Source organism: Lysobacter soyae, from assembly GCF_019551435.1.
Classification (GTDB): Bacteria; Pseudomonadota; Gammaproteobacteria; order Xanthomonadales; family Xanthomonadaceae; genus Solilutibacter; species Solilutibacter soyae.
This window is the reverse complement of record NZ_CP080544.1, coordinates 1,467,873-1,492,608: the sequence shown is the minus strand read 5'-3', so window position 1 is coordinate 1,492,608 and position 24,736 is coordinate 1,467,873. Positions and strand designations below refer to the sequence as shown.

General features: G+C 59.7%; 24 protein-coding genes. 16 read left to right on the top strand and 8 right to left on the bottom strand.

Annotated elements, in window-relative coordinates:
* Positions 1–2 precede the first annotated feature (2 nt).
* Positions 3–1,433, top strand: coding sequence for a Y-family DNA polymerase (locus H8L67_RS07190; protein WP_220379170.1), 1,431 nt, complete (start codon positions 3–5; stop codon positions 1,431–1,433).
* On the top strand, positions 1,417–4,572 hold the full coding sequence (locus H8L67_RS07185) for an error-prone DNA polymerase (RefSeq protein ID WP_220379169.1): 3,156 nt from the start codon (positions 1,417–1,419) through the stop codon (positions 4,570–4,572). The genes H8L67_RS07190 and H8L67_RS07185 overlap by 17 nt, the downstream gene beginning before the upstream one ends.
* A gap of 2 nt (positions 4,573–4,574) precedes the next feature.
* On the opposite strand, the gene H8L67_RS07180 is transcribed toward H8L67_RS07185, so the two are convergent.
* Together H8L67_RS07180 and H8L67_RS07175 are read right to left on the bottom strand one after the other, a co-directional pair.
* Positions 4,575–5,063, bottom strand: a complete 489-nt coding sequence (locus H8L67_RS07180; protein ID WP_220379168.1) for an NUDIX hydrolase — start codon at positions 5,061–5,063, stop codon at positions 4,575–4,577.
* The gene (locus H8L67_RS07175) at positions 5,063–5,482 is read right to left on the bottom strand and encodes a hypothetical protein (protein WP_220379167.1); all 420 of its coding nucleotides are present in this window, start codon (positions 5,480–5,482) and stop codon (positions 5,063–5,065) included. Before H8L67_RS07175 ends, H8L67_RS07180 begins: the two co-directional genes overlap by 1 nt.
* Before the next feature lie 74 nt (positions 5,483–5,556).
* On the opposite strand from H8L67_RS07175, the gene H8L67_RS07170 reads away from it, so the two are divergent.
* Entirely contained in the window at positions 5,557–6,036 is a 480-nt protein-coding gene (locus H8L67_RS07170) for an acyl-CoA thioesterase (RefSeq protein ID WP_220379166.1), read from the top strand.
* Here the strand turns inward: H8L67_RS07170 and H8L67_RS07165 are convergent.
* The 3 genes from H8L67_RS07165 to H8L67_RS07155 all read right to left on the bottom strand — a co-directional run bounded on the left by H8L67_RS07165 (position 6,033) and on the right by H8L67_RS07155 (position 8,382).
* Positions 6,033–6,824, bottom strand: a complete 792-nt coding sequence (locus H8L67_RS07165; protein ID WP_255555913.1) for a transposase — start codon at positions 6,822–6,824, stop codon at positions 6,033–6,035. The two genes, H8L67_RS07170 and H8L67_RS07165, sit on opposite strands and share 4 nt — an antisense overlap.
* A gap of 236 nt (positions 6,825–7,060) precedes the next feature.
* Positions 7,061–7,687 (bottom strand): C40 family peptidase, encoded by a 627-nt coding sequence (locus H8L67_RS07160; protein WP_220379165.1) that lies wholly within the window; start codon positions 7,685–7,687, stop codon positions 7,061–7,063.
* Positions 7,688–7,845: 158 nt separating this feature from the next.
* Complete coding sequence (locus H8L67_RS07155; RefSeq protein WP_220379164.1) at positions 7,846–8,382, bottom strand: C40 family peptidase; 537 nt, start codon at positions 8,380–8,382, stop codon at positions 7,846–7,848.
* Positions 8,383–8,491: 109 nt separating this feature from the next.
* Between H8L67_RS07155 and H8L67_RS07150 the strand changes: the two genes are divergently transcribed.
* The 4 genes from H8L67_RS07150 (at position 8,492) to hutG (ending at position 12,564) form a co-directional block, all read left to right on the top strand.
* The gene (locus H8L67_RS07150; RefSeq protein WP_220379163.1) at positions 8,492–8,971 is read left to right on the top strand and encodes an FKBP-type peptidyl-prolyl cis-trans isomerase; all 480 of its coding nucleotides are present in this window, start codon (positions 8,492–8,494) and stop codon (positions 8,969–8,971) included.
* A 91-nt stretch (positions 8,972–9,062) separates the two neighbouring features.
* Positions 9,063–10,481 (top strand): DUF418 domain-containing protein, encoded by a 1,419-nt coding sequence (locus H8L67_RS07145; RefSeq protein WP_220379162.1) that lies wholly within the window; start codon positions 9,063–9,065, stop codon positions 10,479–10,481.
* 23 nt (positions 10,482–10,504) lie between these two features.
* On the top strand, positions 10,505–11,764 hold the full coding sequence (locus H8L67_RS07140) for an NAD(P)/FAD-dependent oxidoreductase (RefSeq protein ID WP_220379161.1): 1,260 nt from the start codon (positions 10,505–10,507) through the stop codon (positions 11,762–11,764).
* A gap of 23 nt (positions 11,765–11,787) precedes the next feature.
* The gene (gene hutG, locus H8L67_RS07135; RefSeq protein ID WP_220379160.1) at positions 11,788–12,564 is read left to right on the top strand and encodes an N-formylglutamate deformylase; all 777 of its coding nucleotides are present in this window, start codon (positions 11,788–11,790) and stop codon (positions 12,562–12,564) included.
* 52 nt (positions 12,565–12,616) lie between these two features.
* Here the strand turns inward: hutG and H8L67_RS07130 are convergent, their stop codons facing one another.
* Positions 12,617–14,548, bottom strand: coding sequence for an alpha/beta hydrolase family protein (locus tag H8L67_RS07130; RefSeq protein WP_220379159.1), 1,932 nt, complete (start codon positions 14,546–14,548; stop codon positions 12,617–12,619).
* Between the two features lie 138 nt (positions 14,549–14,686).
* Between H8L67_RS07130 and H8L67_RS07125 the strand changes: the two genes are divergently transcribed.
* The gene (locus H8L67_RS07125) at positions 14,687–15,229 is read left to right on the top strand and encodes a peroxiredoxin (protein WP_220379158.1); all 543 of its coding nucleotides are present in this window, start codon (positions 14,687–14,689) and stop codon (positions 15,227–15,229) included.
* Between the two features lie 27 nt (positions 15,230–15,256).
* Here H8L67_RS07125 and H8L67_RS07120 read toward each other — a convergent pair whose 3' ends face one another.
* Together H8L67_RS07120 and parE are read right to left on the bottom strand one after the other, a co-directional pair.
* Complete coding sequence (locus H8L67_RS07120; protein ID WP_220379157.1) at positions 15,257–15,919, bottom strand: methyltransferase domain-containing protein; 663 nt, start codon at positions 15,917–15,919, stop codon at positions 15,257–15,259.
* The gene (parE, locus tag H8L67_RS07115; RefSeq protein WP_220379156.1) at positions 15,920–17,809 is read right to left on the bottom strand and encodes a DNA topoisomerase IV subunit B; all 1,890 of its coding nucleotides are present in this window, start codon (positions 17,807–17,809) and stop codon (positions 15,920–15,922) included.
* A gap of 107 nt (positions 17,810–17,916) precedes the next feature.
* Here parE and H8L67_RS07110 point away from each other — a divergent pair, with 107 nt between their 5' ends.
* The 8 genes from H8L67_RS07110 (at position 17,917) to truD (ending at position 24,734) form a co-directional block, all read left to right on the top strand.
* Positions 17,917–18,168: a hypothetical protein gene (locus H8L67_RS07110; protein ID WP_220379155.1), complete on the top strand. Its 252-nt coding sequence runs from the start codon at positions 17,917–17,919 to the stop codon at positions 18,166–18,168.
* Between the two features lie 120 nt (positions 18,169–18,288).
* Positions 18,289–19,974: a CTP synthase gene (pyrG, locus tag H8L67_RS07105; protein WP_220379154.1), complete on the top strand. Its 1,686-nt coding sequence runs from the start codon at positions 18,289–18,291 to the stop codon at positions 19,972–19,974.
* Between the two features lie 29 nt (positions 19,975–20,003).
* On the top strand, positions 20,004–20,828 hold the full coding sequence (gene kdsA, locus H8L67_RS07100; protein WP_220379153.1) for a 3-deoxy-8-phosphooctulonate synthase: 825 nt from the start codon (positions 20,004–20,006) through the stop codon (positions 20,826–20,828).
* A gap of 49 nt (positions 20,829–20,877) precedes the next feature.
* Positions 20,878–22,161, top strand: a complete 1,284-nt coding sequence (eno, locus tag H8L67_RS07095; protein WP_255555911.1) for a phosphopyruvate hydratase — start codon at positions 20,878–20,880, stop codon at positions 22,159–22,161.
* A gap of 9 nt (positions 22,162–22,170) precedes the next feature.
* Positions 22,171–22,524 carry a cell division protein FtsB gene (gene ftsB, locus H8L67_RS07090; protein WP_220379151.1) on the top strand — a complete coding sequence of 118 codons (354 nt, stop codon included), beginning with the start codon at positions 22,171–22,173 and terminating at the stop codon, positions 22,522–22,524.
* Entirely contained in the window at positions 22,521–23,222 is a 702-nt protein-coding gene (gene ispD, locus H8L67_RS07085; RefSeq protein ID WP_255555910.1) for a 2-C-methyl-D-erythritol 4-phosphate cytidylyltransferase, read from the top strand. The genes ftsB and ispD overlap by 4 nt, the downstream gene beginning before the upstream one ends.
* The gene (ispF, locus tag H8L67_RS07080; protein ID WP_220379150.1) at positions 23,219–23,707 is read left to right on the top strand and encodes a 2-C-methyl-D-erythritol 2,4-cyclodiphosphate synthase; all 489 of its coding nucleotides are present in this window, start codon (positions 23,219–23,221) and stop codon (positions 23,705–23,707) included. Before ispD ends, ispF begins: the two co-directional genes overlap by 4 nt.
* The gene (gene truD, locus H8L67_RS07075; RefSeq protein WP_255555909.1) at positions 23,700–24,734 is read left to right on the top strand and encodes a tRNA pseudouridine(13) synthase TruD; all 1,035 of its coding nucleotides are present in this window, start codon (positions 23,700–23,702) and stop codon (positions 24,732–24,734) included. Before ispF ends, truD begins: the two co-directional genes overlap by 8 nt.
* Positions 24,735–24,736 lie beyond the last annotated feature (2 nt).

Here is a 24,736-nt window from a genome sequence, read left to right as displayed (position 1 = left end):
CCATGTTGTGGGCCTGCATCCATCTTCCCCGGCTGGCACTCGACGCGGTGTTGCGGCAAGTACCAGACCCGACCTTGCCCGTGGCATTGGTGGAGGGGCATGCGCAATCGCGGCTCATCCATTCGGTGAATGCCGTGGCGGAAGCGGGGGGCATTGCCGCCGGCATGCGTCTGGCCACTGCGCAGGCGATTTTGCCCGACTTGAAATGCGTGCCCTACGACGCCGCCAGCGAATCCAAGTGGCAGCAGTTTTTGGCGGCATGGGCGTATCGGCATAGTTCACAGGTCAGCACGCTGTGGCCGAATGCCATCGTGCTGGAAGTGAAAGCGAGTTTCCAATTGTTCGGGCCGTGGCCGGTGATCGAATCGCGGCTGCGCAGCGAGTTGTCGGAATTGGGTTTCGAGCACCGCATTGCGATGGCGCCGGTGGCGCGCGCGGCGCATGTGTTCGCACAATTGCAAGACGGTTTCGCAGTGCCCGATGAAGACGTGATGCTGCGTGCGTTGAATCAAGTACCGGTGGAATGTGCGGGTTTGCCTGATAAAACCGCCGAGCGTTTGAAACAGACGGGTATCCGTAAGTTGGGCCAGGTCATGGCGTTGCCGGCCGATGGCTTGCGTCGACGGGTGGGCTCGGAAGTGCCGGAGTTGTTGGCGAAGATGCGCGGGCAAGCGTTCGAGTCTCTGCCTTTGTATGCGCCGCCTGATCATTTCGATGCGCGGGTCGAGCTCGACTATGAAGTGAGTGCGCAGCAGGCATTGTTGTTTCCGATGCGTCGGCTTATTCAAGATCTCGCGGTGCATCTGTCCATTCGCGATGGTGGTGTGCAGCACTTCCTGTTGCGGCTGGAGCACGAAGGGCAGGGGCGGCATACCGATATGCAAGTCGGTTTGATCACCGCCGAGCGCGAAGCGTCGATGTTGTTCGATATCGCCAAGAGTCGTTTGGAGCGGGTGCGTATTCCCGCGCCCGTGGTGGGGCTGCGTCTTATCGCCCGTGAATTGCCGGCATTCACGCCGAGCGTGCGGGATTTGTTTGATCTGAAAAACAGTTGCACCATGCCGTGGCCGCAATTGCGTGAGCGTTTGCGTGCCAGGCTGGGAGACACGGCGGTGCATCGTTTGGCAGCGGCGGATGATCCGCGGCCGGAGCGGGCGTGGATGCGGGTGCAAGGCGTACAAGACGCCGCCTGCATGAAAAAAGCGCCGCCGCGGCCACCCCGACCTTTGTGGTTGTTACAGCGGCCGATCCCGCTGCGTGAATCGAATCCGCGCATTCTTTCCGGTCCCGAACGGCTTGAAAGTGGTTGGTGGGACGGGGAAGACGCGCGCCGGGATTACTACGTGCTGGAAACGCGTATGGGTCAGCGGGCCTGGGCGTTTACGGTGCCGGGTGAACAAGCCCACTGGATGCTGCATGGCTGGTTTGCTTGAGCCCGAGGCGCAGCCGCAAACCTTGCCCGAGTATGCGGAACTGCATTGCCTCTCCGACTTCAGCTTTTTACGCGGGGTGTCGTCGGCGCAGGCTTTGTTTGAACGCGCGCAGCAGTGTGGTTACCAAGCCTTGGCCATCACCGACGAATGCAGCCTGTCCGGCATCGTGCGCGCTTGGGAGGCATCGCAGGCCACCGGCGTGCGCTTGATTACCGGTGCGCAGTTCGCGTTGCAGTGCGGCCTGCGTTTCGTTCTTTTGGTGCGTGATGCACAGGGCTATGCGCGGTTGTGTGCCTTGATCACGCAAGGGCGACGTGCCGGCACAAAGGGCAGTTACCTTTTGCATCGTGCCGATGTGGAAAAGCTGTTCGAGGGCCAGCCCGACAGCGGCGTATTTGCACTGTGGTTGCCGTCTTTGCAGGCGTTGCCGACCGAAGGCACCTGGCTGCGCAAGGTGTTCGGCCCGGATGCGTATATCGCGATCGAACTGCATCGCGACCGCGACGATCATGCGCGTCTGGTGCAACTGCTGGGGGTGTCGGTGCGTTTGGGGCTCACCGCCGTTGCCTGCGGTGATGTGCACATGGCACTGCGCAGCGATCGCGCCTTGCAGGATGTGGTCACCGCTATTCGTGTCGGCCAATCTTTGGACGAATGCGGGGCGCATCTGTTCCGCAATGGCGAACGCCATCTGCGCAGCCGGCGGGCACTCGGCAACATTTATCCGCCGAAGTTGCTGCAGGCCACGGTCGATCTGGCGGCGCGCTGCGTGTTCGATCTGAAACGCGACATTCGTTATGCCTATCCGCGCGAATTGGTTCCTGAGGGGGAAACGGCGACGTCGCATTTGCGTCGTTTGACCGAAGCCGGGATGCGGAGACGCTGGCCCGAGGGTGTGCCGACGGCCGTGCGTGACACGATCGAGGCCGAGCTCGCCTTGATTGCCGAGTTGGCCTATGAGCCGTTCTTCCTCACGGTTGCCGACATCGTGCGCTTTGCCGAAAGTCGCGGCATCCTCTGCCAAGGGCGTGGCTCCTCGGCCAACTCGGCGGTGTGTTACGCGCTTGGCATTACTGCGGTGAATCCGGTCGAGACGCGTTTGTTGATGGCGCGGTTTTTGTCCAAGGCGCGCGACGAGCCGCCCGACATCGACGTGGACTTCGAGCACGAGCGCCGCGAGGAAGTGCTGCAGTACATCTACAACAAATACGGGCGTGACCGTGCGGCTTTGGCGGCCACAGTGATTTGTTATCGCGGCCGCAGTGCGGTGCGCGATGTGGCACGCGCCTTCGGTTTGCCGGAAGAACAGTGCAGCCGTTTGTCGGGCTGCCATGGTTGGGGACGCACCGATACGCCGATGGACGATCGACTGCGCGAGGCGGGCTTCGATCCCGGCAGTCCTTTGATTCAACGCATCGTGCGCATGACCGCGGCGTTGAAAGGCCACCCGCGCCATCTGTCGCAGCATGTGGGCGGTTTCGTGATCTCGGAGGCTTCGCTCTCCACGGTGGTTCCGGTGGAGAACGCTGCGATGGCCGATCGCACCATCATCCAGTGGGACAAGGACGACTTGAACACCATGGGTTTGCTGAAGGTGGATTGCCTCGCGCTCGGCATGCTCACCTGCATTCGCAAGGCCTTCGATTTGTGCGCGCGGCATCGCGGGCGTTCGCTGTCGCTGGCGACGATTCCGCGCGAAGATCCGCAGACCTATGCCATGGCGCAGCGGGCCGACACCATCGGTGTGTTCCAGATCGAATCACGCGCGCAAATGAGTATGTTGCCGCGCTTGAAACCGGCCACCTTCTACGACTTGGTGGTGCAGGTCGCAATCGTGCGACCGGGGCCGATTCAAGGCGGCATGGTGCATCCCTATTTGCGCCGGCGCATGGGGCGTGAAGTGCCGACCTATCCATCGAAGGGGGTGGAGGCGATCTTGAAGCAGACGCTCGGCGTGCCGCTGTTCCAAGAGCAAGTGATGGAGCTGGTGATGCATGCCGGGTATTCCCCCTGCGAGGCCGACAATCTGCGCCGTTCGATGGCGGCATGGCGGCGCGGCGGTGACATGGAACCGCATCGTTTGCGCATCCGTGATTTGATGCGTGCGCAGGGTTACGACGATGTTTTTATCGAACAGATTTTCGAGCAGATCAAGGGCTTCGGTTCCTATGGGTTTCCGCAAAGCCATGCGGCCTCTTTCGCGAAATTGGTCTATGCCAGTTGTTGGTTGAAACGCCATGAGCCGGCGGCGTTCGCCTGTGCCTTGTTGAACGCGCAGCCGATGGGGTTTTATTCACCGAGCCAGATTATTCAAGATGCGCGTCGCGGCAGTCCCGAGCGTGCGCCGGTGCAGGTGTTGCCGGTGGATGTGCAATTCAGCGAAGTCGATTACAGCTTGGTCGACGACGCTGACGGACAGGGAGAGGATTCAGCACAGCCGGCGATCCGTGTGGGTTTGCGCGCGATCATCGGTTTGTCGATGGCGCAGGCGGAAGCGATTGTCGCGGCGCGTGCGCAGGGACCGTTTCGCCATGTGGAGGATCTGTGTCGTCGCAGTGGTCTGGATGCGCGCGGGCGCGAGTTGTTGGCGGAAGCGGGCGCCCTGCGCAGTCTGGTGCGCCATCGCAATGAGGCGCGTTGGGCGATGTGGGGCATCGAGAAGGCCACGCCCTTGCTCGATCACAGTCCGGCGGAAACCGAGGTGCGTCTTGTGGCCCCCGATGGCGTTGACGAGACTCTGGCCGACTACCGCAGCATGGGATTGACCTTGGCGAAGCATCCGATGGCTTTGCTGCGGCGTGTGCTCGACAAGCAGCGCGTGCTGTCTTCGCAGGCGGTGCAGCAACGTGCGCATGGCGGTTATGTGCGGGTGGCGGGCTTGGTCACCATGCGACAGCGACCGGTCACGGCCAACGGCACCACCTTCGTCACCTTGGAAGACGAGTTCGGTTTGGTCAACATCGTGGTGTGGCCGGCACATGCCGCCCGCCAACGCCGGGAGTTGCTCGCTTCAAACTTGATGGTGGTCTATGGCCGCTGGGAAAAAGTCGATGGCGTCTGCCATGTGATTGCCGGGCAGCTACACGACCAAAGCGAGTTGTTAGGACGATTGCGGGTGGCGTCGCGCGATTTCCACTGAGCTCACAAACGGCTGCAATGCCAACGCACCGGGCGACCATCCTGATAGGGCATCACGCCATGGAAGGGGCGCGGGTCGTCGTCGAACACCAGCGGCAGGAAATAGCGATCGCCTTCCCACATCGGCAGGGTGTCCAGCTTGTCTTTCGGAATCCATTCCAAGGGGCCTTCCGGATTCTCGCTGTGCGGTGTGCCTTCAAACGCCGTAATCAAAAAGATGAAGCCCAACCAGTCTTCGCCGTTCTTTCCAAAGCCCGGCCAACTGACCGTGCCGCGCAATTGCAATGCCGTGCATTCGATGCCGGCTTCTTCGCGGATTTCACGGATCATGCCGGCCATCACATCTTCATCGGCTTCGAGCTTGCCGCCGAGGCCGTTGTACTTGCCCAGATGCTCGTCATCTTGGCGCGCGTTCCGGTGCACCATCAGCACCGATTCGCCGTCAGGAGAAAGAATGTAGCCAAGCGTTCCGATAATCGGCGTATACGGCATCAGGCAACTTCCTGTGCGGCTTTGGTTTTCGGGGCGAATTGCGCGCCGAGGAAGGCCAGGGGAATCGGCAACAGCACCGCGGGAATCGCCATCCACAGCGGATGCTTCACCATCATCAACATGCCGATCACGCCCGCCAGCACCAAGCCGGCCGGAAACAACGCCACCATTGCGCGATTCTTCTGCGAAATCAGTGCCGCCACAAAGCCGCCGACGAATGCGCCTGCGCACCAGGCCACCAGCACCGACAACAGTGCGCCCACTGGCGCGGCTTTCATGAACTCCGCCATCGCTGCCGGGGTATTCGCCACCACACCCGGAGGCGGCGGATAGAACGTGTGCCCGATCGCTTCCACCACGAAGATGGTGGCAAAGGCGGTGATCACACCTGCAAGGGCACCCATCAAGCTTCGAAACATGTTTTGCACTCCGGCGCGACGCGCCTTCACTGAATACCTGCACATAATGGCAGCTCAGGCACCGGAGATAAATCATGAGTGGCACGCGCCGCGAACTTGTCATGCGATTCCTCGCACAACCCACCGACGTCAATTACGGCGGGAAGGTGCACGGCGGCGTGGTGATGAAATGGATTGATCAGTCGGGCTACGCAGCGGCCGTCGGCTGGAGCGGTATGTATTCGGTGACGGTCGCGGTGGGCGGGATTCGCTTCGTCGCACCAATCAAAACCAGCGACCTGGTCACCATTACTGCAAAACTCATCTATACCGGTTCCACCAGCATGCACTTCGCCATTGATGTCATGGCGGCCGACCCGATGGGCGGCGAAGAACGCCTGTGCACCCATTGCGTCATCGTCTTCGTCTCCGTGGACGCCGAAGGCAAACCGACGCCCACACCGCAGTGGCAACCGCAAACTGAAGAAGACCGCCAACTCTCCGAATACGCCCTCAAAGTGATGGAACTCAGCAAGGGCATCGAACAAACCGTAGAACGCTACCGCAACGCCTAGAAAAGGGGGTCAGAGTCACTTATTCCCCCCAAAAGGGGGTCAGAGTGACTTACCGGTCTCGCCGCCACCGCGTGAACATCGACGACGATGCCACATTGACCTGTTGATTTTTTCGGTCGGCTAGCCGGCCGGATTCCAGCGAAACGCTGCGTCTTCGCTTCAACCATCTTCTTGAAATCGTCATTGCCGAGTGCGCGCTGTTGCTGGAGATACTGCCGTATTTCGCCAATGACGGATGGCGGAACGCGCTCGGACACCAGCCGTGCGTAGGATTCGGTGCGCGTTTGCTTGGTTTGGCCAAGTGAAATATAGGTGGGATGCGGTGTTAACAGCGAATCACACGCACCCAAGGCATTTCGCCCATAGCTAGACCAAGGAAACTCAGCAGGGTGCGCAACCACGCGCGCGCGCACCGGGTTCAATTCGATATATCGGTAGCAGGCCAGCAAGTAAGCGTCATCCGCAACCAGACAGGATTTGAATCTTCCTTCCCACAGCGTTCCGGAGCGCCCGTGGCGGACGTTGAAATAATGGACATAACTTCGCCCGAGGGATTGCATCATTTTGGAGAGTTCGCCGGAGGCATGCGCAGTCACCAGCATGTGCACATGGTTCTGCATCAGGACATAGGCATGTATGGCGCAGTGCGTTTCTCTGGAATATTTCCTGAGCAGTTGAAGATAACGTTGCCGATCGTCGTCATCCAAGAAGCAGGGGAGACGGTTGTTGCCGCGCTGTACAAGATGTTGCGGAACGCCGGGAAGGTCGAGTCGAGTGGGTCTTGGCATGCCCATAGGCTTCCAAGTGACGATGTCGAATGCGATAGGAAAACTCGCCAAATGCTGTGCGCAATTGCCGGGAGCGCCGCACAGATGTGTTTCAACACCTAGAAGCCTGAGGGGACAAAAGTCACTCTGACCCCTTTTGGGGCCTTTTGAGACGGATAAAGAAAAACCGCCACTGGGGCGGTTGGTCTTTACGACGAGGAGTCGAGAAAAGTCACTCTGACCCCCTTTTAAGGGGATCAGCCTTCGACGGCGATGCGGCGGGCGCTGACCAGGCGGGCGCCCCAGTAGCCTTCGAGATTGGAGATGGTGACGTCGCGGCCGGTGCGGGGGGCGTGCAGGAACTTGCCTTCACCGACGTAGATGCCGACGTGGTCGATGACGCGACCCTTGGAGAAGAACACCAGATCGCCTTTGATCAGTTCGGAGCGGCTCACCGCTTTGCCTTCGTGGGCGATGTCGCGCGAGACGCGCGGCAGGTTGATGCCGAGTGCGTTGCGGAACACGTAACCGACGAGGCCGCTGCAATCGAAACCGTTGGTGGAGGTGCCGCCCCAGCGATAGGGGGTGCCGATCAGCGACATGGCGCCGGCGAGCAGTTTTTGGATGCGGCTGGAATCTTGTGTCTTGCCTGCAACCATGGCGTTTTGGCCGTTGGTCAGGTCGAGCAGTGCTTGGGCGTCCGAAAGCGCGGTGGCGCTGAATTCATCGGTGACGCTGGTACGTTGGTCCGGATTGGCATTGCTGTTTGCGATGGTTTCACGAGCGAAACCGGGAGCGGCAAACATCAGGCTGAAAAGGATTACGGAGGTCGTAGCGGCCTGCTTGGGCAGACGGCGGAGGCGGCTTTGGGTCGTCTCAGTCATCGTCACGATTTCTTCATTCGGCTAAACGTGAAGTGAGTTTGCCGGAGAAAGGGGTCAAAAGCGTTTAGATAACGTTAAAAAGACATTAAAAGTGTGACCTGAATGCACAAAACGAAGCATTGCCCTCACAGGGTCATCACACGTGTTTCACGGATGCATCACGTTGAAATGATGCGGCGGGCGCCAGTGTAGCGGCCGGTCCAATAGCTTTGGTCTATCTTTTCCAGCCGAACCACCGTCCCGGTGCGCGGGGCGTGGATGAAGCGGCGCTCGCCGATATAGATGCCGACATGGCTGACCACCCCATTGGCACCGAAGAACACCAGATCACCCGGTTTCAGATCGTCGAAGTCGATCCGCGGGCCTTGGGCGGCCGCCAATTCCCTGGAGGTCCGCGGCAGCTTCACATCCAGCATGTCTTTGAAGACGAAGTTGACGAGGCCGCTGCAGTCGAAACCGCTGCCCGGGGTAGATCCGCCCCATTGATAGGGTGTGCCGACCAAGCTGATGGCGCGAATCAAGACCGCGTTGACGGCATCACTGCCGCGAATGGTGGTGACATTCCAGCCGGTGGCGGGAGGCGCCGGTTCGGGCGATCCGTCGGGTGCGGGCGCCGCAAAGGCACTGCACGAGAGGCCCAAGCTCATTAAAATCAAGGTTTTCAGGCATGATTTCCGAATGTGCACTGGTTTCATCGCTTCGCTCCCCGGATAATGCAACTACGAAGTGGAACAACTTTGTAGATATCGGGTGAAGTCTGCACCCACCCGCAACCAAAAATCAACACCTTAGAAGAAGAATTTAATGAAAATTGCGAAAGACAGCGTTGTGCGCTTCCATTATTCGGTCGGTGAAGCGGGTCAGCCGGCCTCGGAAACCTCCAAGGACAGCCAGCCGCTGGCCATTCTGCACGGCCACGGCAACATCATTCCGGGCTTGGAAAAAGCCATGGAAGGTCGCGAAGCCGGCGACACCTTCACGGTGGACGTACCTTCGGCCGAAGCCTACGGCGAGCGCCGCGAAGGCTTGAACCAACGCATCCCCAAGAAGCATTTCGGCGACGCCAAGCTTGAGCCGGGCATGCAAGTGGTGATGCAAACGAACTTTGGTCCGCGCGCGGTCACCATTGAGAAGGTCGGTCTCACCACGGTCGACGTGGACTTGAACCACCCGATGGCCGGTAAAGATCTGCACTTCGACATCGAAGTGGTCGAAGTGCGTGACGCCACGCCGGAAGAGTTGGAGCACGGTCACGTCCACGGTGACGGCGGCCACCAGCACTAAGCCTTCGCCTCACCCGGACTCAAGAAAACGGTCGCCCTGTGCGGCCGTTTTTTTTGGTGCTATACAAACGGTTCTGCGAAAGGGGAGTCGTATGTCTGATTCGACGTTGACAGGGCCGGCGATGGGTCCGGTGGAGGGCCGTGAGCGCATCCACGTGATGGATGTATTGCGCGGTTTTGCCTTGCTCGGCATCTGTCTGATGAACATCGAGTTCTTCAACAGTCCGACCTATGAGTTCCAGCGTGGACTGCCGCCGGACCTGACCGGTATCGATCGCCTCGCCGGTTGGGCGGTGATGGTGTTTGTCACCGGCAAATTCTGGCTGCTGTTTTCGTTGCTGTTCGGTATGGGCTTCGCGCTCATGCTGAGTCGTGCGCGTGAACGCGGCGCGCCGTTTGTGAAAACCTATCTGCGTCGCACCTTTGCGCTGATGCTGATCGGCCTCGCGCACGCCATCCTTCTATGGAATGGCGACATTCTGTTCGGCTATTCGCTCACGGCGCTGATGTTGCTGCTGGCGCTGTTTGGCAAGCCTTGGCATTGGTTGGTGACGGCGCTGGTCGTCGCCGCGCTGTGCTTGGCCACCGGCAATATGGATTGGTCGGCGGCGGCGGTGCCGTTGATCATGGCGGCTCTGCTCGCGCCGTATTTGCGCGCGCCGGGCAAACCTTGGCGTTTGTGGCGCGCGGGGGCGGTGATCTATGCCTTGTTTGTGCTCATGCAACTCGCCGGCGGCATTGCGATGTCGCTGAATCCGGAAGCGCGCGCCAAGCAAACGGTGACACAGCAGGCCGAGGCGCAAAAACATTTGCAGAAGATCGAGCAATTTGAACGTGACGAATCGGCTGCCTTTCAATCGCCGTCTTTTCAAGTCGGCCTGGCGCAACGCGCGAAATCCTTCACCCAACACCACATGCCGAACTACACCGTGTTTTCGGTGATCGCGATCTCGATGTTCTTGATAGGCGCGTGGTTTGTTCAATCTGGCCGAATTGCGAACGCCGCTCAGTACACAAAGTTTTGGCGGGCTTGGCTCTGGGTGTTTCCATTGGCGCTCGCCATCACCGCAGCATCGATGTGGATCGGCGATTGGATGCCGCGCGGCATCGACGTACAGCCAGGGCGCGCGATGATCGGCGCGGCCCTGCGCATGGGTGCGGCGCCGCTCATGACCCTGGGTTACATCGCCATGATTGTCTTGTTGTTTCAACAGGCATCGGCGCGCAAGTATTTGGCGTGGATGGCGCCCGCCGGCCGCATGGCCCTCACCAATTACTTGATGCAGTCCTTGGTCTGCGCGTTCGTCTTCTACGGCTGGGGGCTGCAGCAATGGGGCATGCCGCGCCATCAACAAATCCTGTTTGTGGCCGTGTTGTGGCTGGCGCAGTTGGCCTTGAGCGCGCTCTGGCTGCAGCGATTCAAATACGGACCGATGGAATGGCTTTGGCGTTGGATGACCTACGGACAGGCACCCGCCATGCGCCAAGTGGCGTTGACCCCGTCGCACTGAGCGCACCCATTTAGAATGACGGGATGCCGACTGAGAAAACGGATGTCCTGATTGTGGGGGGCGGGGTGATTGGCCTCGCCACCGCTGTGGCTTTGCTGGAAGCGGGTCGAAGCGTTCGCGTGATCGAAGCCACGCACGTGGGTGCCGGTGCCTCCCATGGCAATTGCGGCACGCTCACGCCCAGCCACGCACCGCCGTTGGCAGCGCCCGGTGTGGTGATGGAAGCTTTGCGTTCGCTGCTGACGCCGGATGCGCCTTTGTATGTGTCACCGAAGTGGGACCCGCAACGCTGGCGCTGGTTGCTGGGTTTTGCGTTGCGCGCCAATGTGCGCGACTGGGAAAGCAGCGCGCGCGGCAAATACGCCCTATTGAACGACTCCCGACATCGCATTGAAGACTGGGTCGGCAAATACGCGATGGACTGCCAGTTCGTGAGCAGCGGCGAAGACTATGTGTTTCGCAGTGAGGCCGCGATGCAGCACGAGCTGAAAGAAATTCCTTTGCTGCAATCGTTGGGCGTGGTCCCGGAAATCATGGACGGCCGAAGCTACGAAGCCATTGAGCCCGCCTTGCGACCCGGCGTGGTGGGCGCGATTCGCTTCAACGGCGATGCCATGTTGCGACCCGACCAATGGCTGACGTGTTTGGCAGCACAAGTCCGGCGCTTAGGCGGCGAAATCCTAGAGCAGACGCCATTGCAATCGCTCACGCGCTCGGGAGCGCACTGGCTGGGGCATTCGACGCAGCGGCAATTCCTGGCCAAGGATGTCGTCATCGCGACCGGCGCGTGGTCGCCTTTGCTGGCGAAGACTTTGGGCGCGCCCTGGTTGCGCCGTGTCATTCAACCCGGCAAGGGCTATTCCATTACCTACGATCCGCCGGCGCTGGTGCCGAAGCGGCCCTTGGTCCTGCGTGATCGCTCGGTCTGCGTCACCGCGTGGGATGGCGGTTTTCGCTTGGGCAGCACCATGGAATTCAGCGGCTACGACACGCGCTTGAACGAAAAACGCCTCAATGCCTTGGTGCGCGGCGCACGTGAATTCCTGCATGTACCGGAAGGACCGCGCATTCAAGAAAAGTGGTTCGGTTGGCGGCCGATGTCGGTGGATGATATGCCGTTGCTGGGGCCCGTGCCGGGCCAATCGCAGCTGTGGCTCGCCACCGGTCACGGCATGATGGGGGTCAGCATGAGTGCGGGCACGGGGCAGTTGATGGCCGATTTGATGACCGGCACGACACCGGCCATTGATCCGGCGCCGTATTCGCCTGCGCGATTCGTTTAGATCTGAAGCATTAGACTGGCGCCATGGACATCTTCACCCTGCACCAAGGCACGCGACCGCTGCTGGTCAGCGTGCCCCACAACGGTACTTACGTGCCGTCCGATATTGCGCAACGACTCACGCCGGAAGCACGCGAAGTCCCCGATACCGATTGGGACATGGCGCGCATGTACGCATGGGTGATCGAAGCCGGCGGGTCGCTGATTGTGCCGACCCATTCGCGTTACGTCGTCGACCTCAATCGCAGTGAAGACGACGTTTCCCTGTATCCCGGGCAAAACACCACCGGCCTGTGTCCGATCGTGCGATTTTCCGGGGATCCGGTCTATGTAGAGGGTGGCGAGCCTGATGAAACCGAAGTGCGTGCGCGCGTCGAACGTTATTGGCGGCCATATCACGAGGCCTTGAAAAACGAATTGGCGCGCCTGCGCGACCTGCATGGTCGCGTGGTGCTATGGGAAGGCCATTCCATCAAAGCCGAGCTGCCGTTTTTGTTTGAAGGCCGATTGCCGGATTTGAATCTCGGTACGGCCAGCGGCAATAGCTGTGCGGAGCTGACGCAGGTGCGCGTCGAAGCCGTGCTCGCGGCGCAGGATCATTTCGATTTCGTGGTGAACGGTCGCTTCAAGGGCGGCTACATCACGCGCCATTATGGTGATCCGGACCGGGGCATTGATGCCCTGCAGCTGGAAATGAGCCAGCACACCTACATGGATGAAGCGCAGCGCGAATGGCATCCGGCGAAAGCCGCGCGCGTGCAAACGCAGATTCAAGCGATGGTGGAAGCCGCGCTCGCATAAAAAAGCCCTTCCGGAGACCGGAAGGGCTTTCGTTTTGCGGCATAGAAACGCCTTAAGGGGCGTCGTTGCGTTTGAGGAAATCCTCAACTTTCAAGTAAAGCGCTTCGCGATTCTTGGGATCGAAGAAGCCGTGACCTTCACCGGCTGCCACCATGGTTTCAACCTTGACGCCGTTCGCGCTCATGGCGTTCTTCATCGCGTTGAATTGATCCATCGGCACGCGGTTGTCGACGGCACCTTGTGCAAGGAAAACCGGCACTTTGATCTTGTCGACGTTGCGGGCGGGCGAGTTGGCGATCCAGACCGCTTTCTCGTCGCCGAGCACGCGCTTCAAATAACGGCGACCCGATTCGGTATCCGGGATATCGCCGGCTTTGTTCATCACGGTCAGGTCATACACGCCGACATAGCCGATGGCGCAGCGGTACAACTCCGGGAAGCGGATCGGCTGCATCAACGCCGCATAGCCGCCGTAGCTGGCGCCGAATGTGCAGACGCGCTTGGCATCCGCCCATTTATTGTCCACGGCAAACTTCACGGCATCCGCAAGATCGTCCTGCATCTTGCCGCCCCATTCGCGATAGCCCGATTCTTCGAACTTCTTGCCTTGACCACCCGAGCCGCGATAGTTGACTTGGATGACGGTGTAACCGCGCGTCGCAAAGAATTGTGCGTCCGGATCAAAACCCCAACGGTCGTACGGGCCATGCGGGCCACCGTGCGGCAACACGATCATCGGTTGTGCGCCACCGCCTTGGCGGGTCACGAACGCTTGCAGCGTCTCACCGTGACGCGACTTGAATTCCACCGGCATCATCGGCGCCAGTTGCTGCGGTTTGATCCACGGCATTGCTTCGGCCACGAGTTGCAGGCTGTTGTCGTCGCGGTTGACCACATACCAGGCGCCCGGATTGCGATCGGAATGGGTGTAGATCAACACTTTCTTGTTGTCACGCGTGAAGCTCAAAATTTCCACCAGCTGGCCCGGGAAGGCTTTCAGCATCCCGGCGTGCAACTTGGCGTATTCCGAGGTGGGGTCGAAGTATTTGATCGTCGGCTTGCCAGCGTCGGTCATCGAGCCGAACGGTTCACCGCCACGACCGGCACGCAAGATGCCCGACACGTCAAACCCTGCACGGCTCGGCAATTCTTCGCGTGTTTCGTTCGCCATGTCGATCTTGTAGAACGAGGTGGCTTCACCGCCGTTGGTCAAAACGGCATACATGGTTTTGCCGTCCTTCGAGAAAAACGCGCGTTCGATTTCACGGCCGGCGAGGGCGCGCGGCATTTCCGTCCACGGACCGTCAACGGTCTTACGCCATTCGATCTTGATCGGTTCGCTGTCGATGTTGTACAGCACGCGCGCACGCGACTTGCCGTCTTGGTCGAAGAAGATGGACGCAGTGCCTTTCACGCGTTCGACTTCATCACGATGACCGGTGCGCGTATCGACTTTGTACACCACGGTATCCGGCGTTTCGCCGCAATCCCAACAGGTGAATTGCACCAAGGCCATGCCCGGTTCTTTGTCGATCACTTGCGCAACCGAGGCGAAACCTTGGTCCTTGCGGCGACCGGTGGTTGAGCCGCTGTCACGGAAGTAGCCGAACAGGGTTTCCTGATCGCTGCCATCGAGATTGGTTGAAAACAATTGGCCGAGGCTGACCGGCAACGGGCGCAGCGGACGCGTGCGTGCGCGCGCCACGGTGATGCGGTCGTCTGCCGTCCACACAATGTCGCTCACGTGTTCCAGTCGACCGAAACGCAAGGTTTGCGTCTTGCCGCTGCCGTCTAGCGAAACGATTTGCAATTGGGTTTCTTTTTCGTCGGCGGTCGGTACGGTCATGGCAACGTACTTGCCATCCGGTGAGAGCGCGACTTGATTGATTTCGGCGTGGCGGGAGAGATCCATCGCCGACGGCGCTTGTGCAAATGCCGAGCTACAGGCAAGCACGCCCGCAGCCACGAGAGTACGTTTCAACATGTTTTCCCCAAAGGTGTCAGAAATGCAACCCGTCTACGCTATCGCGCATGCCGACGCGCGTCCAGTGTGTCGCGTTTCGCATCTTCGAAACAGTATAGGCGTAAGCTCTAGGTCTCTTCCTGCTCGGATCCCGTCACGATGAACACCCTACTTCAGCGCACTTTGGCCGTTGCAATCGTCGCCGTCGGTCTCGCTGCCGTTCCGGCAAACGCCGAATTGAAGGCCGGTGCCAGCGCACCGACTTTTAAAGCGCAAGCCTATTTGGGTGGCAAGGCGTTTACGTTCAATCTTGCCGACGCCCTTAAGCGCGGCCCGGTGGTTGTCTACTTTTTTCCTGCAGCCTACACCTCGGGCTGCAATGTGGAAGCGCACATGTTTTCCGAGGCGATTGATCAGTTCAAAACCTATAAGGCCACGGTCATCGGCGTGACGGCCGGCAATCTGGATCAGTTGGCCAAGTTTTCCGCCGACACGAAACTCTGCAGCGGCAAGTTTCCGGTGGCGGCCGATCCCGGCGCGAAAATCGCCAAGACCTACGACGCGTTGTTGGCCTTGAAGCCGGGCTGGTCCAGCCGAACCTCGTATGTCATTTCACCGAGCGGAAAAATTGTGCACGTGCATTCGGAAATGAGCCCGAACGGCCACGTCAAATCCACGCTGGATGCGCTCAAAGCCATGTGAGCTTTGCCGTCGATGACGGCGAGTGCATCAAGGTTTGACGGCTTCGAGTTCCCAGCGCAGCCAATGCTGGTCGACGAAAGATTCTTCGGGTTTGCCGCGCATGCGTCGCGACCAATGACGCCAGCTTTGCGCCAAACGCTTCGCGGGTGTGTCGTAACGCTTCACCTTTAAAGCGTTGGCATCGTTGTCGGCATCGGCATGTCGGGATTGTTCCGGATTGACCCAATCCTGCCGCAATTTTTTGAAGGTGCCTTGGAAGCCGTACATGCGGCCTAGCGGATTGTCGCCGACGAAATAGGCGAGGGTGTCTTCGGTGATGATGTTGACATGGGTCGGATCTGAAAACGCCTGAATGTTTGGCCAGGCCGGCGTGATCGCATAAAAACGTCCGCCCGGCTCGAGCACGCGCCACACCTCGTTCATCAACTCAATGAAGGGCGCGCGTGTTGAACGGCCGTCTGCGCTCGGAAGCATGCGCGGCACATGTTCAATGAAGTCGAATGCCGACACCGAGGCGAAATGCCCATCGTCAAACGGTATCGGTTCCAAGGTCAGATTGGCGGGACGATAGTCCACGCCCTCAATGGTCAAGGGCCGGATGTCGACGCCGCACAACGCGCTGCGATCATAGGGATTTCGCGGGAACTTACCGCAGCCAAGATCGAGATGGCGGTCGCCGGATGCCTGCACTCAAACCTCCAAAGTGGCCAAATCGCCTTTCTGCTCAAGCCAGGACTTGCGGTCGGCGGCGCGCTTTTTCGCCAACAACATGTCCATCAGGCTGCGTGTTTTCTCGTCATCGTCCACTGTCAATTGCACCAATCGACGGGTGTCAGGATGGATCGTAGATTCGCGCAATTGCGTCGGATTCATTTCGCCCAAACCTTTGAAGCGTGTGACGCTGACGGCGCCTTTCATTTTTTCAGTCTCGACGCGTTCCAACAGGATGCGTTTCTCTTCTTCGTCCAGCGCATAAAACATTTGCTTGCCGACATCCACGCGGAACAGCGGCGGCATCGCCACAAATACATGCCCGGCTTTGACCAAAGCGGGGAAGTGGCGGACGAACAACGCCGCGAGCAGCGTTGCGATGTGCAGGCCGTCGGAGTCGGCATCGGCGAGGATCACCACCTTCCCATAGCGCAGGCCGGAAATATCGTCTTTGCCGGGATCGCAGCCGATGGCGATAGCGAGGTTGTGCACTTCATCTGAGGCCAGCACTTGGCCCGAAGCGACTTCCCAAGTATTCAAGATCTTGCCGCGCAACGGCAGGATGGCCTGGAAGTCTTTGTCGCGTGCTTGACGTGCGCTACCGCCTGCTGAATCACCTTCCACCAGGAACAACTCGGTACGCGCCAAGTCCTGCGAAATGCAGTCGGCAAGTTTGCCGGGCAGGGCAGGACCTTGGGTGACTTTCTTGCGAACGATTTGCTTTTCGGTTTTCAAACGCGCCGAGGCACGCTCGATGGCCAGTTGTGCAATGCGCGTGGCCAGTTCGGTATGGGTGTTGAGCCACAGCGAGAACGCATCATGCGCAGCGCCTTCGATGAATCCGGCGGCTTGGCGGGAGCTCAAACGTTCTTTGGTTTGCCCGGAGAATTGCGGCTCCTGCATCTTCAACGACAGCACGAACGTGACCCGGTCCCAGACGTCTTCCGGTGCCAATTTCACGCCGCGCGGCAGCAGATTCTGAAATTCGCAGAACTCGCGCAAGGCCATGGTGAGGCCGGTGCGCAATCCGTTGACATGCGTGCCGTGCTGCGCAGTCGGAATCAAGTTGACATAGCTTTCCTGCACCAATTCGCCTTCGGGCAGCCAAGCCACGGCCCAGTCGACCACCTCGGTGTCTTTCTTCAGCTGACCGACGAACATTTCCGGCGGCAAGCGTTCGTTGTCACCGAGTTCGCCGTTCAAGTAATCGCGCAAACCGTCTTCGTAATACCAACGGTCTTTCTCGCCACTGGCCTCGTCGAACAGCGTGACGGTCAGGCCCGGACAGAGTACGGCTTTGGCGCGCAGCAAGTGTTTCAGCGCGCGCACGTAAAACTTCGGCGTGTCGAAATACTTCGCATCCGGCCAGAAGTGCACGCGGGTGCCGGTATTTTTCTTGCCGACTGCGCCAATCACTTCGAGTGGCGACGTCCGGTCGCCATCGGCAAAGGACATCTTGTATTCGTTGCCGTCGCGCTTGATAAACACATCCACGCGCGTCGACAAGGCATTGACCACCGAGACGCCGACGCCATGCAGGCCGCCGCTGAAGGTGTAGTTGCGATTGCTGAACTTTCCGCCTGCGTGCAAACGGGTGAGGATGAGTTCCACCCCGGGAATGCCTTCTTCGGGATGGATGTCGACGGGCATGCCGCGGCCGTCATCCGAGACTTCGCAACTGCCGTCGGCATGCAGGACGACGTCGATGCGCGAGGCATGACCGGCCAAGGCTTCGTCCACCGCGTTGTCGATGACTTCCTGCGCCAGATGGTTGGGACGCGTCGTGTCGGTATACATCCCGGGGCGGCGTTTGACCGGGTCCAGGCCGGAAAGGACTTCGATATCTGAGGCGTTGTAACGAGTATTCATGGAAAACCAGACAAGACGATAGGAACAGTGTACGGGCAGGTGCCGTTCAGCTGAAACCGGAGAAAATAATCCCGTTCCTGATGGAACAAAAGGAGTTCGAGATGAAAATGAAGTCACTTGTCCTGCTGTCGGGTCTCGCCGCGCTGGTTTTTGCCGGCGGCGCTTGGGCGCAGGCGAAGACGACCACGGCCAGCGCCGAGGCAGATGCCGCCAAGGCGCACGCCGATCACGCCAAGGCAGAGGCTGACAAAGCCAAGGCGGCCGCCGATCAAGCCAAGGCCAAGGCCGCCGCCAAGAAGGCTGAGAAAGCCTCCAAGACCGGCGATGCCGAGGAAGAAGAGGAAGAGCGTCGACGCTGAGCCCGTGATTCCGAATGGAAAGGCCGGCGAAATGCCGGCCTTTTTCTTGCGCGTTCAAAAATGCGAGCAGGTCGGGGCGCGAATCGGTAAAATACGGGTTTCCAGCGAGCCGACGCCCTTATGACATCCCCCGCTGCCGCCAAAACCCCGCTGATTTTCGTCACCGGTGGTGTGGTTTCCTCTCTTGGCAAAGGCATTACTGCCGCCTCTCTTGCCGCCATTCTGGAAGCGCGCGGTCTGCGCGTCACCATGATGAAGTTGGATCCGTATATCAACGTCGATCCCGGCACCATGAGCCCCTTCCAGCATGGTGAGGTCTATGTCACCGACGACGGTGCCGAGACCGATCTCGACCTCGGCCACTACGAACGTTTCGTGTCCACCCGCTTGTCGGGCAAGAACTCGATCACCACCGGCAAGATTTACGACGCCGTCATCCGCAAAGAGCGTAAGGGCGAATACCTCGGTGGCACGGTGCAGGTCATTCCGCACATCACCGATGAAATCAAGCAGCGCATCGATGCGGCCACGCAAGGTTTCGATGTGGCCTTGGTCGAAATCGGCGGCACGGTGGGCGATATTGAATCGCTGCCTTTCCTGGAAGCCATTCGCCAAATCCGTACCGAACGCGGCGCCGCCCATGCCATGTTCATGCACCTCACCCTGGTGCCCTATATCGCTGCGGCCGGTGAGCTGAAAACCAAACCCACGCAGCACTCGGTGAAAGAACTGCGCTCCATCGGCATCCAGCCGGACGTGTTGATCTGCCGCGCAGAACAACCCTTGCCCGAAGGTGAGAAGCGCAAAATCGCGCTGTTTACCAACGTGCCGGAGCGCGCGGTCATCACCGCCATCGACCTCGACAACATTTACAAGATTCCGGCCTGGTTGCACGAGCAAGGCCTGGATCAATTGGTGGTGGAGCAATTGCGTTTGGAAGGCGCGGCAAGTGCCGACGCTGATTTGTCCGAGTGGGCAGCAGTGGTCGATGCCTCGCAAAACCCGATCGACGAAGTCACCATCGCCATGGTCGGCAAATATGTCGATCACAAAGATGCTTATAAGTCGGTGGCCGAGGCCTTGAAGCACGGCGGCATTCGCCAGCGCACCCGCGTCAATATCAAATGGCTCGAATCGGAAGATGTGGAACGCCTCGGCGCCGAAGCGATGTTGTCCGATGTCCATGGCGTACTGGTGCCGGGCGGCTTCGGTGATCGCGGATTTGCGGGCAAGGTCTCCACGGCCGAATATGCGCGCAAGCACAATCTGCCGTATTTCGGCATTTGCTACGGCATGCAAGCGGCCATTGTGGACGCCGCGCGGAACTTGGCCGGTTTGGAAGGGGCCAACAGCACCGAGAACGACAAGCAAACGCCGTATCCGGTCATCGGTTTGATCACCGAATGGCGCACCTCTTCGGGTGACGTGGAGCGCCGTGACGACGCCAGCGATTTGGGTGGCACCATGCGTCTTGGCTTGCAGGATCAACGCATCAAAGCCGGGACCTTGGCGCATCGTCTTTACGGTGCGGACGTGGTGGGCGAGCGTCATCGCCACCGTTACGAGTTCAACAACCATTACCGCGCGCCGTTGGAAGCCACCGGTTTGGTGTTTTCCGCCAAATCGATGGACGATACCCTCGTCGAAATGATCGAGTGGCCGCAGCATCCGTGGTTTGTCGCCTGCCAAGCACATCCGGAATTTCTCTCCACGCCGCGCAAGGGCCATCCCTTGTTCGTCGGATTCATCCGCGCCGCGCGTGAAAACAAAGCGGGTGGACAATTGCTCAACGAAGCGGCGGCTTGAACGCCCATGCCAGCGAAAAGGACATTCGAATGAAATTGTGTGGATTTGAAGTCGGGCTGGACAAGCCGTTCTTCCTGATTGCCGGGCCCTGCGTCGTTGAGTCCGAGCAATTGCAAGTGGACACGGCGGGTACGCTGAAAGAGATCACCGACAGTCTCGGCATTCCTTTCATTTTCAAATCCAGCTTCGACAAAGCGAACCGGACGTCGGTCAACAGCTTCCGCGGGCCTGGCATGGAAGAAGGTCTGCGCGTGCTCGCTGAAGTCAAACGTCAGCTGGGTGTGCCGCTGTTGACCGACGTGCATGAATACACGCCGATGGATGAAGTGGCCTCGGTCGTCGACGTCCTTCAGACGCCGGCATTCCTGGTGCGCCAAACCGACTTCATCACCAAAGTGTGCGCCGCCGGCAAGCCGGTCAACATCAAGAAAGGGCAGTTCCTTTCGCCTTGGGACATGAAGCCGGTGGTAGAAAAAGCCAAGTCCACCGGCAACCAAGACATCATGGTCTGCGAACGCGGTGCGAGTTTCGGCTACAACAACCTGGTGAGCGACATGCGCTCCTTGGCCGTGATGCGCGACACCGGTTGTCCGGTCGTGTTCGACGCCACCCACTCGGTGCAACTGCCGGGCGGGCAGGGCAACAGCAGCGGCGGGCAGCGCGAGTTCGTGCCCGTGCTCTCACGCGCCGCCATGGCCGTCGGCATCGCCGGCATCTTCATGGAAACCCATCCGGATCCGTCCAAGGCCTTGTCTGACGGTCCCAATGCCTGGCCGCTGGGCGAGATGAAACGCTTGCTCGAAACCCTGATGGCGATTGATGAAGTCGTCAAGCGCGACGGTCGCGCACAATAATTCCGCAATCTTTGTTCAAGAATTGATATCACCCTCTGGAGTGCCCCAAGTGCAAATCGAAAAAATCCACGCCCGCGAAATTCTCGACTCTCGTGGCAACCCCACGCTGGAAGCGGAAGTGACCTTGGCCGATGGCAGCTTCGGCCGCGCAGCGGTGCCCTCCGGTGCCTCTACCGGCGCCAAAGAAGCCGTGGAATTGCGCGATGGCGACAAGACGCGTTACCTCGGCAAAGGCGTGCGCAAGGCGGTTGAAAACGTCAATGCCACGATTGCCAACGCCGTCAACGGCATGGACGCTTTCGATCAAAAAGGCGTGGACGCACGATTGATCGACTTGGACGGCACCGAGAACAAGGGTCGCTTGGGCGCGAATGCCTTGCTCGGCGTTTCCATGGCCGTGGCCCATGCGGCCGCCGCCTCACGCAAATTGCCGTTGTGGCAATACCTAGCCGATGGTCGCGCGCCGGTGTTGCCGGTGCCGATGATGAACATCATCAACGGTGGTGCGCACGCCGACAACAACGTGGACTTGCAAGAGTTCATGATCCTGCCGGTCGGCTTCGATAAGTTCTCCGACGCGCTGTGCGCCGGCACCGAAGTGTTCCATGAATTGAAATCGGTGTTGAAAGCACGCGGCCTCTCCACTGCCGTGGGTGACGAAGGCGGTTTCGCGCCGGATCTGCGCAGCAACGCCGAAGCGCTCGACACGATTCTTGAAGCCATCGGCAAAGCGGGTTACACCGCGGGCGAAGACATTCTTCTCGGCCTTGACGTCGCCTCCAGCGAATTCTTCGAAAGCGGCAAGTACAACCTGAGCGGCGAAGGCAAGCGCCTCACCAGCGAACAGTTCACCGAATTCTTGGCCGATTGGTGTGCGCAGTACCCGATCATCACCATCGAAGACGGCATGGCCGAAGACGATTGGGCCGGTTGGAAAATGTTGACCGAACGTCTCGGCAACAAGATCCAGTTGGTCGGCGACGATTTGTTCGTGACCAACCCGACCATCTTCAAGGAAGGCATTGACCAACACGTGGCCAACGCCATCCTGATCAAGGTCAACCAAATCGGCACCTTGTCGGAAACCTTGGAAGCCATCGCCATGGCCGACGCGGCGAACTATGCGGCCGTCGTCTCGCACCGTTCCGGTGAAACCGAAGACACCACGATTTCGGACATTGCCGTGGCGACCTCGGCAACCCAAATCAAGACCGGCTCGTTGTGCCGTAGCGATCGCGTTGCCAAGTACAACCAATTGCTGCGCATCGAAGAGCAACTGGGTGCGGCCGCGAAATATGCGGGTCGTGCCGCGTTTGTGTCGCTGAAGCGCTGATCCACCTGCATGAAGCCTGTTCGCATTGCATGCTTGCTGCTGGTATTGCTGTTTATCTTGCTGCAATACCGGTGGTGGATGGGCACGGGTGGGCGACGTGATGTGGCCGACTTGAAAGCAAAAGTCGAGGCACAGCAAAAAGACAACGAAGCACGTAAACAACGCAACGACGCCCTGGCCGCCGAAGTGAAGGATCTGACTGATCCCGCTTCCGGCGGTGCGGCCGTCGAAGAACGCGCACGTGACGAACTCGGCATGATCAAACCGGGTGAAACCTTCTATCGCGTGATCAACGACAAACCGTCCCCCAGCGCCGACGCGGACAAGTCTGCACAAGCCGGGACGGCGGACAGCGCGCCTTGATACCGCGGGCTTGGTGCGTGGTGCCGGCGGCGGGTAGCGGCCAGCGCTTCGGCGGCCCTGTTGCCAAACAGTTTGTTGAGGTCGAGGGCAAATCGGTGCTGTTGCACAGTCTCGAAGCCCTTGCCCGTCACGCATCAGTCGAAGGCTTGGTGGTGGCACTACCGCCCTCCGCCGACGTGGAATTGCCAACGCAAGTGTTGGGAAAGCCCGTGCTGCGTTGCGAGGGTGGGGCTTCACGTGCTGATTCCGTGCTGGCCGGTCTGCGCCGCATTCCTGCCAACGCCGGCACCGACATTTTGGTTATGGTGCACGATGCCGCACGCCCGAATGTGCAGTTGGATGATCTGACGGCGCTGTTGGCCGCTGCCGGTGCATCGCCTTCGGGCGCCTTGCTGGCGTTGCCGATGAACGACACCTTGAAACAGTCGAATGACGCTGCCGAAGTGGCCTGCACCGTGCCGCGCGGGCGTTATTGGCGCGCCATGACGCCGCAATGTTTTGCCAAAGACCGATTGATTCAGGCGCTTGAAGCAGCGCGCAACGCTGGCATTGAAGTCACTGATGAGTCAATGGCGATGGAACACGCGGGTGTGCATCCGAAACTGGTGGCGGGTCGTGCCGACAATCTGAAAATCACCACCCAACCGGATCTGGATTGGTTTCGCATCCAAGTCGCGATGAGGGCATCACAGTCATGAGTAACGACATTCGCATTGGCAGCGGTTTTGATGTGCACGCCTTCTGTGAGGGCGACCACGTGATGTTGGGCGGGGTGCGCATTGCGCACAGCGCAGGCGTCGATGCGCATAGTGACGGCGACGTGGTGTTGCACGCACTTTGCGATGCCTTGTTCGGTGCATTGGCACTGGGTGACATCGGTGTGCACTTTCCGCCGTCGGATATGCGCTGGAAAGATGCCGACAGCATGGATTTTTTGCGCCATGCACACCAGATGATCCAAGACCGCGGCTGGCGCTTGGGTAATTGCGACATCACCATCATTTGCGAACAGCCGAAGATTTCACCGCATCTTTCTGACATCCGTGCATCGATTGCAGCCGGCCTGCATACCGAGGTCGACAACGTCAGCGTCAAGGCGACGACCACCGAGAAACTCGGCTTTACCGGGCGCAAAGAAGGAATCGCGGCACAAGCGGTTTGCCTGTTGGTGCGTCGTGGCTGAAGACTTGCCCCGCGATGGCGCGGCCGTCATCGAACATGCAAGGCTTCGATCCAAGCCGGAGGATTTCCAAGTCGACGAACTGCCGGCGTTCGAAGCCAGCGGCGCCGGCGAACACCTGTTGCTGTCGCTGAAAAAACGCGGTCTCACCACCCATGAGTTGATCACGCAGGTAGCGACATGGGCGGGCGTGCCGACGTCTGCGATCGGTTACGCCGGCTTGAAGGACAAGCATGCTGTCACCACGCAGCGCCTCACGGTCTGGCTGCCCAAGCGCGTTTCACCGGATCCGGCAACATTGAATGGTGACGCCATTGCGCTCATTGACGCGCATTGGCATAACCGGAAACTACCGAGCGGTGCGTTGAAGGGCAATCGCTTTCGATTGGTGTTGCGTGAGCTGAAAGGCGATGTCGAACGAATCCGGCAACGCCTCGATGACATCGCCACGCACGGGGTGCCGAATTATTTTGGTGCGCAACGTTTTGGTCGTGCTGGTGACAATGTGGCGCAAGCCCGTCAGATGTTTGCCGGCACGCGGGTCGGGCGTGAAACGCGCAGTTTGTTGCTCTCGGCGGTGCGCTCCGAGATGTTCAACCAAGTGCTGGCTCGACGTGTTGTCGAGGGCAATTGGCGCACCGCGATCGCCGGGGATGTGTTCATGCGCGACGGAAGCCAGAGCATCTTCGGCCCCGTCGATGCCGATGCGGACATCCACGCACGTCTCGCTGCCGGTGCCATCCATCCCACCGGTCCGATGTGGGGCAGGGGTGAGCTGCGCACGCGCGATGCGGCGCAGGCGTTGGAAACGGCGGTGCTAATGAACGTTGCCAATACCGATCTGCGCGCCGGCTTGGAACAAGCGGGTTTGAAGCAGGAACGCCGTAGTCTGCGATTGGCGGTGCGCGAATTGCGTGCCGAGTTCGACGCAGACACGCTCACCCTGCAATTTGACTTGGATCCGGGAAGTTACGCGACGACGGTGATGCATGCGCTCGGCGCGGTGGTCGACGCATCGCGCGCCGCATAAGG

Coding starts and splice junctions, on each gene's coding strand:
- H8L67_RS07190 (WP_220379170.1), top strand. CDS start 3: ATGTTGTGGGCCTGCATCCATCTTCCCCGGCTGGCACTCGACGCGGTG.
- H8L67_RS07185 (WP_220379169.1), top strand. CDS start 1,417: ATGGCTGGTTTGCTTGAGCCCGAGGCGCAGCCGCAAACCTTGCCCGAG.
- H8L67_RS07180 (WP_220379168.1), bottom strand. CDS start 5,063: ATGCCGTATACGCCGATTATCGGAACGCTTGGCTACATTCTTTCTCCT.
- H8L67_RS07175 (WP_220379167.1), bottom strand. CDS start 5,482: ATGTTTCGAAGCTTGATGGGTGCCCTTGCAGGTGTGATCACCGCCTTT.
- H8L67_RS07170 (WP_220379166.1), top strand. CDS start 5,557: ATGAGTGGCACGCGCCGCGAACTTGTCATGCGATTCCTCGCACAACCC.
- H8L67_RS07165 (WP_255555913.1), bottom strand. CDS start 6,824: ATGCCAAGACCCACTCGACTCGACCTTCCCGGCGTTCCGCAACATCTT.
- H8L67_RS07160 (WP_220379165.1), bottom strand. CDS start 7,687: ATGACTGAGACGACCCAAAGCCGCCTCCGCCGTCTGCCCAAGCAGGCC.
- H8L67_RS07155 (WP_220379164.1), bottom strand. CDS start 8,382: ATGAAACCAGTGCACATTCGGAAATCATGCCTGAAAACCTTGATTTTA.
- H8L67_RS07150 (WP_220379163.1), top strand. CDS start 8,492: ATGAAAATTGCGAAAGACAGCGTTGTGCGCTTCCATTATTCGGTCGGT.
- H8L67_RS07145 (WP_220379162.1), top strand. CDS start 9,063: ATGTCTGATTCGACGTTGACAGGGCCGGCGATGGGTCCGGTGGAGGGC.
- H8L67_RS07140 (WP_220379161.1), top strand. CDS start 10,505: ATGCCGACTGAGAAAACGGATGTCCTGATTGTGGGGGGCGGGGTGATT.
- hutG (WP_220379160.1), top strand. CDS start 11,788: ATGGACATCTTCACCCTGCACCAAGGCACGCGACCGCTGCTGGTCAGC.
- H8L67_RS07130 (WP_220379159.1), bottom strand. CDS start 14,548: ATGTTGAAACGTACTCTCGTGGCTGCGGGCGTGCTTGCCTGTAGCTCG.
- H8L67_RS07125 (WP_220379158.1), top strand. CDS start 14,687: ATGAACACCCTACTTCAGCGCACTTTGGCCGTTGCAATCGTCGCCGTC.
- parE (WP_220379156.1), bottom strand. CDS start 17,809: ATGAATACTCGTTACAACGCCTCAGATATCGAAGTCCTTTCCGGCCTG.
- H8L67_RS07110 (WP_220379155.1), top strand. CDS start 17,917: ATGAAGTCACTTGTCCTGCTGTCGGGTCTCGCCGCGCTGGTTTTTGCC.
- pyrG (WP_220379154.1), top strand. CDS start 18,289: ATGACATCCCCCGCTGCCGCCAAAACCCCGCTGATTTTCGTCACCGGT.
- kdsA (WP_220379153.1), top strand. CDS start 20,004: ATGAAATTGTGTGGATTTGAAGTCGGGCTGGACAAGCCGTTCTTCCTG.
- ftsB (WP_220379151.1), top strand. CDS start 22,171: ATGAAGCCTGTTCGCATTGCATGCTTGCTGCTGGTATTGCTGTTTATC.
- ispF (WP_220379150.1), top strand. CDS start 23,219: ATGAGTAACGACATTCGCATTGGCAGCGGTTTTGATGTGCACGCCTTC.